The 7,457-nt window shown below is 64.6% G+C and carries 7 protein-coding genes; 5 read left to right on the top strand and 2 right to left on the bottom strand.

All coding sequences use genetic code 11. The annotated features are described in order from the left end of the window. Window positions 1–85 precede the first annotated feature (85 nt). The 3 genes from CKW40_RS32870 to CKW40_RS32880 are packed head-to-tail and all read left to right on the top strand — an operon-like array spanning window position 86 to window position 2,338. Complete coding sequence (locus CKW40_RS32870; RefSeq protein WP_095203907.1) at window positions 86–1,168, top strand: fatty acid desaturase family protein; 1,083 nt, start codon at window positions 86–88, stop codon at window positions 1,166–1,168. Between the two features lie 14 nt (window positions 1,169–1,182). Then, window positions 1,183–1,494 carry a MocE family 2Fe-2S type ferredoxin gene (locus CKW40_RS32875; RefSeq protein ID WP_095203895.1) on the top strand — a complete coding sequence of 104 codons (312 nt, stop codon included), beginning with the start codon at window positions 1,183–1,185 and terminating at the stop codon, window positions 1,492–1,494. Window positions 1,495–1,534: 40 nt separating this feature from the next. Next, window positions 1,535–2,338: a 3-methyl-2-oxobutanoate hydroxymethyltransferase gene (locus CKW40_RS32880; protein ID WP_095203896.1), complete on the top strand. Its 804-nt coding sequence runs from the start codon at window positions 1,535–1,537 to the stop codon at window positions 2,336–2,338. Here CKW40_RS32880 and CKW40_RS32885 read toward each other — a convergent pair whose 3' ends face one another. Beyond that, window positions 2,339–3,847 (bottom strand): HAL/PAL/TAL family ammonia-lyase, encoded by a 1,509-nt coding sequence (locus CKW40_RS32885; protein ID WP_095203897.1) that lies wholly within the window; start codon window positions 3,845–3,847, stop codon window positions 2,339–2,341. It lies immediately after the preceding gene. Further along, a complete protein-coding gene (locus CKW40_RS32890) occupies window positions 3,844–4,845 on the bottom strand; it encodes an ornithine cyclodeaminase family protein (protein ID WP_095203898.1) in 1,002 nt (333 codons plus the stop codon). Before CKW40_RS32890 ends, CKW40_RS32885 begins: the two co-directional genes overlap by 4 nt. Before the next feature lie 120 nt (window positions 4,846–4,965). Here CKW40_RS32890 and CKW40_RS32895 point away from each other — a divergent pair, with 120 nt between their 5' ends. Both CKW40_RS32895 and CKW40_RS32900 read left to right on the top strand, forming a co-directional pair. Beyond that, on the top strand, window positions 4,966–6,399 hold the full coding sequence (locus tag CKW40_RS32895) for a DHA2 family efflux MFS transporter permease subunit (protein ID WP_095203899.1): 1,434 nt from the start codon (window positions 4,966–4,968) through the stop codon (window positions 6,397–6,399). Window positions 6,400–6,670: 271 nt separating this feature from the next. Continuing rightward, on the top strand, window positions 6,671–7,457 hold a 787-nt coding region (locus CKW40_RS32900), incomplete at its 3' end, for an ABC transporter permease (RefSeq protein WP_095203900.1).

A 7,457-nucleotide genomic window follows, 5' to 3' on the forward strand; every position in this document is an offset into this window, starting at 1 on the left:
GTGACACATTTATCCAAAGCAAGCCCTCCGGCCGGCGAACCGGATTGCCAGCGGTGCATGACGATTGGAGGTCGATGTGACGACGATGGCAAAAAAGCGCGATTACAGCCTGGTCGGCGAAAGCACGCGGGCCGCGATCGAGACCGGACTTGCCTCGGCCGAGTGGTATCACACCGACGTGCCGCGCAAGGCGATGAAGGAGCTTATGCAGCGCTCCGACGGCCCGGCGATCCGCGACACCATCATCTGGCTCGCTGTCATTGTGGCTTCGGCCGCCGGCATCGTCTGGTTCTGGGGCACGTGGTGGGTGCTGCCGTTCCTGTTCGTCTACGGCGTGCTCTACGGCTCGTCGAGCGACTCGCGCTGGCACGAATGCGGCCACGGCACGGCCTTCCGCACGCGCTGGATGAACGATGTCGTCTACCACATCGCCTCCTTCATGCTGATGCGCAATCCCGTGCAATGGCGCTGGAGCCATGCCCGCCACCACACCGACACCATCATCGTCGGCCGCGACGCCGAGATCGCCGTGATGCGCCCGCCGGACCTGTTGAAGGCGGCGCTGGCCTTCACCGGCATTCTCGACTTCCGCTATTCGCTGCCGACGCTGGTGCGCCAGGCCTTTGGCACATTGTCGGACGAAGAGAAGAGCTACATACCCGAGATGGAACAGCACAAGGCGGTGGTCGCCGCCCGCTGGCACGTCGCCATCTATGTCGCGACGATCGCGCTTGCGATCGCGCTGAAATCATGGATACCGCTGGTGCTGATCGGCCTGCCGCGCCTCTACGGCACCTGGCATATGGTGACGACTGGCCTGCTGCAGCATATCGGGCTCGCCGACAATGTCGTCGACCACCGGCTCAACACCCGCACCGTCTACATGAACCCGATCAGCCGGTTCATCTACTGGAACATGAACTACCATGTCGAACATCACATGTTTCCCATGGTGCCGTATCACGCGCTGCCCAGCCTGCACGAACTGATCAAGCACGATCTGCCCGAGCCGAACCCGTCCATGTGGCATGCCTATCGCGAGGTCTGGCCGGTGCTGCTGCGGCAGCTGAGATACGAGGATTTTTACCTCAAGCGCGAATTGCCGCCGACGGCCAGGCCCTATCGCGGCGAGTTCCACGAGGTCGATATGTCGGCGGCGGCCGAATAGCTGAGGAGACCGATATGGCCGATTGGGTTGAAGCGTGCGCGGTGGATGATGTCGAGGAAGAGGATGTCATCCGCTTCGATCATGGCGGCCGCAGCTTCGCGGTCTACCGCTCGCCGGATGACGAGTTCTTCGCCACCGACGGCTACTGCACGCATGAGAAGGCGCATCTGGCCGACGGGCTGGTGATGGACGACATCATCGAATGCCCCAAGCACAACGGCCGCTTCAACTACAAGACAGGTGCTGCCAAGGGCGCGCCGGTCTGCGTCAATCTCGCGACCTATCCGGTCAAGATCGAGGCCGGTAAGGTGATGATCCAGATCTGACGCGCCGCAACCGATCCAGCATCACAGAGGGGACGTTTTAATGAGCCGAAAGAGACCGACCGTCGCCGATCTGCGCGCGATGAAGGGTAAGCGCCAGCTGACCATGCTGCGCGTGCTGACGCTCGACGAGGCGGAGGCCGCCGAGCGGGCAGGGGTCGATATCGTCTCAGTGCCGCCCGAACTTGTGCTCAACCCGCAGTACCGCGATGCCGCGCCCAGCCTGTTCACCATGCCGGGCGAAAACTTCTTCGAGATCGGCACGGCGGATGATTTCGTCCGCTGGGCCTTCCGGCTCTACAAGGCGAGCGCCGACGCGGTCTATTGCAGCGCCGGCTATGCCACCATCAAGCGCATGGCCGACGATGCCATCCCCGTCATCGGCCATGTCGGCCTCATTCCCTCCCGCGCCACCTGGACCGGCGGCTTCAAGGCGGTCGGCAAGACCGCCGACACCGCCCTCCAGGTTTTCGAGGCGGTGAAGCAATTGGAGGCGGCCGGCGCCATCGGCGCCGAGATCGAAGTGGTGCCGGTCGAAGTGGCCAAGGCGATTTCGGAGCGCACCTCGCTGATCATGCTGTCGATGGGGGCAGGCACCGGCTGCGACGCGCAATATCTGTTCGCCGACGACATCCTTGGCCAGAACCGGGGCCACATGCCGCGCCACTCCAAGGTCTACCGCAATTTCGCCGCCGAGTATGACCGGCTGCAGGCGGAGCGGGTGGCTGCCTTCTCCGAATATGTCGCCGACGTCAACAGCGGCACCTATCCCGAGGACAGGCACATCGTGCACATGGACCCGGCCGAGCTCAGCCTGTTCATGAAAAAGGTTGACGCAAAGAGCTGATTATTCGGTTTCTTTGTCGACTGTCGCAGCGCCTCGCCACGCTCCGTCGGCCAGCATGGCGTGGAGCACCTCGGCGTCGGCCCCCAGCGGCCGGTCGTCCTTCAGCATCGATACATGCGCGCGCACCGCCGCATAGATCGCGCCGGTGCGTGGTGCCAGCGTCAACCCTTCACGCAGGTCGACGGCCTGCGCGGCGGCCATCAATTCGAAGGCGATCAGCCGCCGCCACAGCGCGATCATTCCGGCGCATTTCGAGACGGCGAGGGGCGATTGGGTCGCGTGATCCTCGACGCCTTCCGAAACCGGGAGAAAATCGAGCATCACCGGATTGGCTTTGTGGCGGATGGAGGCCAGGATCGATGTCGCTGTCTTCTGCAGCGGCACGAACCCGGCCGACGCGCCACCGATGGGCGACAGATATTTGGTCAGGCCGTTGCGGCCCGAACCGGTGAGCTGGATGAAGCGGGCGACGCTCGCGGCGGCGCATTGCGCGATCGCCAGGCTGAGCGTTTCGAAAGCCAGCGAAAGCGCGGCGGTGTGGAAATTGCCGGTCGAGAGTACCAGTTCGTCGTCGCCCAACACCAGCGGATTATCGGCGGCAGCGTTGAGCTCGATCTCGACGGCGCGTCTTGCCTGACCGATCGCCTCGATGAGCGCGCCATGGATCGACGGCATGCAGCGGATCGACAGCGGGTCCTGCAAGGTGGTGGGCGCCGGCATCTCGTCGCGGGCGAGAAGGTCGTGTAGGGCTTTCGCCGCCTCCTGCTGTCCGGCGGCCGGCCGTGCCATCTGCAGGCGCGGATCGAGGATGGTGCGGTTGGCGCCAAAGCCTTCCATGGTCAGCGCACCGGCCTGCTGCTGCTGGGCCAGCGCCGACAGCGCATCCGTTATCGCAAGCGCACCGCTGCCGGCGGAGACCGCCGAGGCATTGATCAGCGACAGTCCGTCCTTGGGCGCCAGGCTGGTCGGGGCGAGGCGGGCCATCATCAGCGCCTTGGCCGCCGGCATGCGGCGGCCCTGGTAATCGGCTTCGCCTTCACCGATCAGCAGTCGGGCAAGCGCGGTCATCAGCACGAGGTCGCCGGCGCCGATCGAGCCGAGCGAGGGCATCACCGGATGGACGCCGGCATTGAGCGCATCGACCAAGGCAACGAACACGGCGGGCGAAAGGCCGGAGCCGCCGGCCGACAGCATCGAGGCGCGAGCGACCATGGTGGCCCGCACGGTCTCGACCGGCAGGGTTTCGCCGACCGCACCGCTGCGGCCCTCCAGCAACTGACGCTGGAAGGCGCTGGCGTCACCTTCGATTGAGGTGCCAAGATTGGCGCCGAGCCCGGTGTTCAGGCCATAGATCTGCTGGCCGGAGGCGGCGGCCTGGTCGAGGACTTTTCGCGCCTTGTCCAGCCTGCCGAGGACATCGGGTCCGATCTCCACCTTACGCGCTTCGCGGGCGACGGTGGCGACATCGCCGACACTGACGCCGGCTCCGGTGAGGACGAGCGCGCTCATGCGAAACGCAGCCTCTGGCCGATGCCTTGCGCCTGCGCCTTGGCGAGCATCGCCTTGCCCAGCGCGATGTCGGAGAGCGACAGCCCGCGATGCCAGAACAGGATGGTTTCGTCCTCGCTCTGGCGTCCCGGCTTGAGGCCGGCGGCGATCTGGCCGAGTTCGGCATGCAGCGTCTTTTCGCTCAGGCGCCCGGTCTCGACATGGGCGCGCAGCGAGCCGAACTTGCCGCCCTTGCACTGGCCCCAGTCGTCGACGACCATCTTCTGCATGATGTCGGTCAGCGACAGCTCCACCGCGCTCATCGTGCCATAGGGCACGACCAGCGCGCCCGGCTTGATCCATTCGGTCTTGAGCAGCGGTTGAGGTTCCGGCAGCCGCGAGGCCTCGACGACGATGTCGGCGCCCTTGACGCAGCTTTCCCAGTCGGCCACGGCCGTGACCGTCTTGCCGAGATCGGCCGAAAGCTTGGCGGCAAAGCCGTCGCGGCTTTCCGGGCGGCGCGAATGGACGCGGATCTCGTCGAAATCGAAGAGATGGTCGAGCAGGCGCACATTCCAGTAGGCCGTGCCGCGCGCGCCGATATGGGCAAGCACCTTGGAATTCTTGCGCGCCAGGTGTTTCGCGCCGATGGCGGTCACGGCGCCCGTGCGCATGTCGGTGATAACGGTGGCGTCGAGAATGGCGCGCGGCGTGCCGGTGCGCGGATCGAACAAATTGAGGATACCGAATTCCGAGGGCAGGCCGTGCAGATAATTGTCGACATAGTCGCCGACGATCTTCACGCCCGCCGTGTCGAGCGGCGCGACGTAGCCGCGCAAGACATTGAAATGGCCGTGGAAGGATGGGTCCGGTTCGAGGTGTACGCGCGGTTCGATCACCGTCTGGCCCTTGCCCTGGGCGACAAGGCCAGCCTCGACGGCGGCGATGATTTCGCCATCGGTCATATCTAGCGCTTCGATGTCGAGGGCATTGAGATAGTCGATATAAATGGGCTTCATTTTATGCGCGTACTTTCCTCGGTCGCCCCGCCCATCCCATAGCAGGCCGCGGCGTGACACGAAAGTTTGTTGCGCTGTGTCTGGACGCTGCCGGCTAAATGCTGTTCAAACCGGACCGACATGACTGCCATTCCCGACACCGAAGCCTTACCCGAAACGGCCACCAATGCGCGGCGCGTGGCGCTGATCGTGGCCATCGCCTTCTTCATGCAGCTGCTGGATTCGACGATCATCTCGACCTCGCTGCCGCAGATGGGCCAGTCCTTCGGCGTGCCGGCGGTGGCTATGAGCATCGGCATCACCGTCTACATGCTGACCATGGCGGTGTTCGTGCCGCTGTCGGGCTGGCTCGCCGACCGCTTCGGCGCGCGCAACATCTTCCTCGTGGCCATCGCGCTGTTCACGCTGGCCTCGCTCGCCTGCGGTTTCTCTGAAAACCTGACTGAATTCGTCGCCGCGCGCGCCGTGCAGGGGCTGGGCAGCGCGCTGATGACGCCGGTCGGCCGCATTCTGGTTTTGCGCAATGCATCGAAATCCGAGCTGCTCAACGCCACCGCTCTGATCACCTGGCCGGCGCTGTTCGCGCCGGTGGTCGGGCCGGTGCTCGGCGGCTTCATCACCACCTATCTGTCCTGGCACTGGAATTTCTTCATCAACATCCCGCTCGGGCTGATCGGGCTGGCGCTGGTCGCCCGTTTCATCCCGGGCGACCGGGAAGCGGACCCGAAGCCGCTCGATTGGCCGGGGTTTTTCCTGACCTCGCTCGGGCTCGCCTGCCTGCTCTATGGCCTCGAGCGCATCGCGCATCCCGAGGATGGGGCGCTGCCGACGGTGCTGCTGATCGCGGCGGGCATCGTCATCGGCTGGCTGGCGGTGCGGCATCTCCGGCGCGCGCCGCATCCGCTGCTCGACCTCTCCTCGTTCAAGGTGCTGACCTTCGCCATCTCGACACTTGCCGCCGGCACGATCTTCCGGGTGGCGATCAATGCCACGCCGTTCCTGTTGCCGCTCTTGTTCCAGGTCGGCTTCGGCCTGTCGCCCGTCGATGCCGGCCTGATGATCCTGGCCTATTTCCTCGGCAATCTCGGCATGAAGACGGTGACGACGCCGACTCTGCGGCGTTTTGGCTTCCGCTCGGTGATGGTCGTCAACGGCATCATCGCCTCGGCCTCGATCATGGCTTGCGGGGCGATCTCGCCGCAGACGCCGCAGGCGCTGGTGGTGGCGTTGATGCTGATCGCCGGCCTGTCGCGCTCGATGCAGTTCACCGCGCTCAACACGCTGGCCTTCGCCGATATCGACTCGGCGCAGCGCAGTTCGGCGGCGACGTTGTCGTCGATGCTGCAGCAGGTGGCGATGCTGTTCGGCGTCGCCGTGGCGGCGGCGATCCTCAATCTGTCGCAGATCGTCCGGGCCAGGCCTGCGCTCGACCTCGTCGATTTTCGAATCGCCTTTTTCGTGATCGGCGCCATCGGGCTGGTGGCGGCGCTGCGTTTTCTGGTGCTGCCGCCCGGCGCCGGCGCCGAGGTTTCCGGCCACGCGTCGGGGAACTGAAAATCGGATTTTCTCGCCAGATGCGAAGATAAATTCCGCCCTGTGCTTTCGTCTCGACGCGGCGCTTTCGCGGCTGGCGGCATTGGCGCAATCAATTGCCAAAAATGCAGGAGTTTCCGGGCATTGCGCCAGTTTCGGCAATCGATGCGTCCACTCGGCGAATATTGGCACAAGGCCACGTTCTGAACGCGGATTCATTTGACGAACCGGCGCCGAGCCGATTAGCTTTTGCTTGAGGGATGGCAGCGCTGCCATCGGGGCAAATGCAGACATGAACGCGATCGGCTGGCTAAATCTCAGGAGCCTGAATCAGGAAGGCATTGTCTTTGCCATCGCGGTGGTGCTGTTCGTGGCCGCGGCCATAGGCCTGCCGGGCTTCATAGACCCGAACAACCTCGTCGCCATCGTCAGATCGGTGTCGGTGCTGGGCATATTGGCGCTCGGCATGGCGGTCGTCATCATCGGCCGCGGCATCGACCTGTCGGCGGTGGCGATCATGGCGATGTCGGTCGCCTGGTATCTGCAATTGCTCAACACCGGAACCTCGGATGGGCTGGCCTTCGCCTATGTGCTGGCCGGCGTGCTCGCCATCGGCCTGCTCAACGGCTTTCTCGTCGCCTATGCCGACGTGCCGGCGATCTTCGTGACGCTGGCGACCGGCTCCTTCGTCTTCGGCTATGTGCGCTCGCAACTGATCACGCAGGATGCCGTGCCGGTGCCGCAGGGCCATTGGGTCGAACTGCTCGGCGGCCTGCGCTTCCTCGACATCCCGATCGAGGTCTTCGTCTTTGCGGGGCTCGCCTTCGTGTTCTTCCTGTTCCTGCGCTACACCAAATGGGGGCGCTATATCTATTTCGCCGGCGACAATCCGGTCGCCGCCCGCAACATCGGCATTCCGGTGCGGCCGATGCTGGTGCTGCGCTATGTGCTCTCGGCTTTCGTCGCGCTGATCGCCGGCCTGCTGACGGCAGCCAGCCTGCATTCGATCAACACCCGCATCGTCAATTCGACGCTGCTCTACGACATCGTGCTGGTGGCGGTGATCGGCGGCATCGGCC

The sequence above is a fragment of the Mesorhizobium carmichaelinearum genome, assembly GCF_900199455.1.
Classification (GTDB): Bacteria; Pseudomonadota; Alphaproteobacteria; order Rhizobiales; family Rhizobiaceae; genus Mesorhizobium; species Mesorhizobium carmichaelinearum.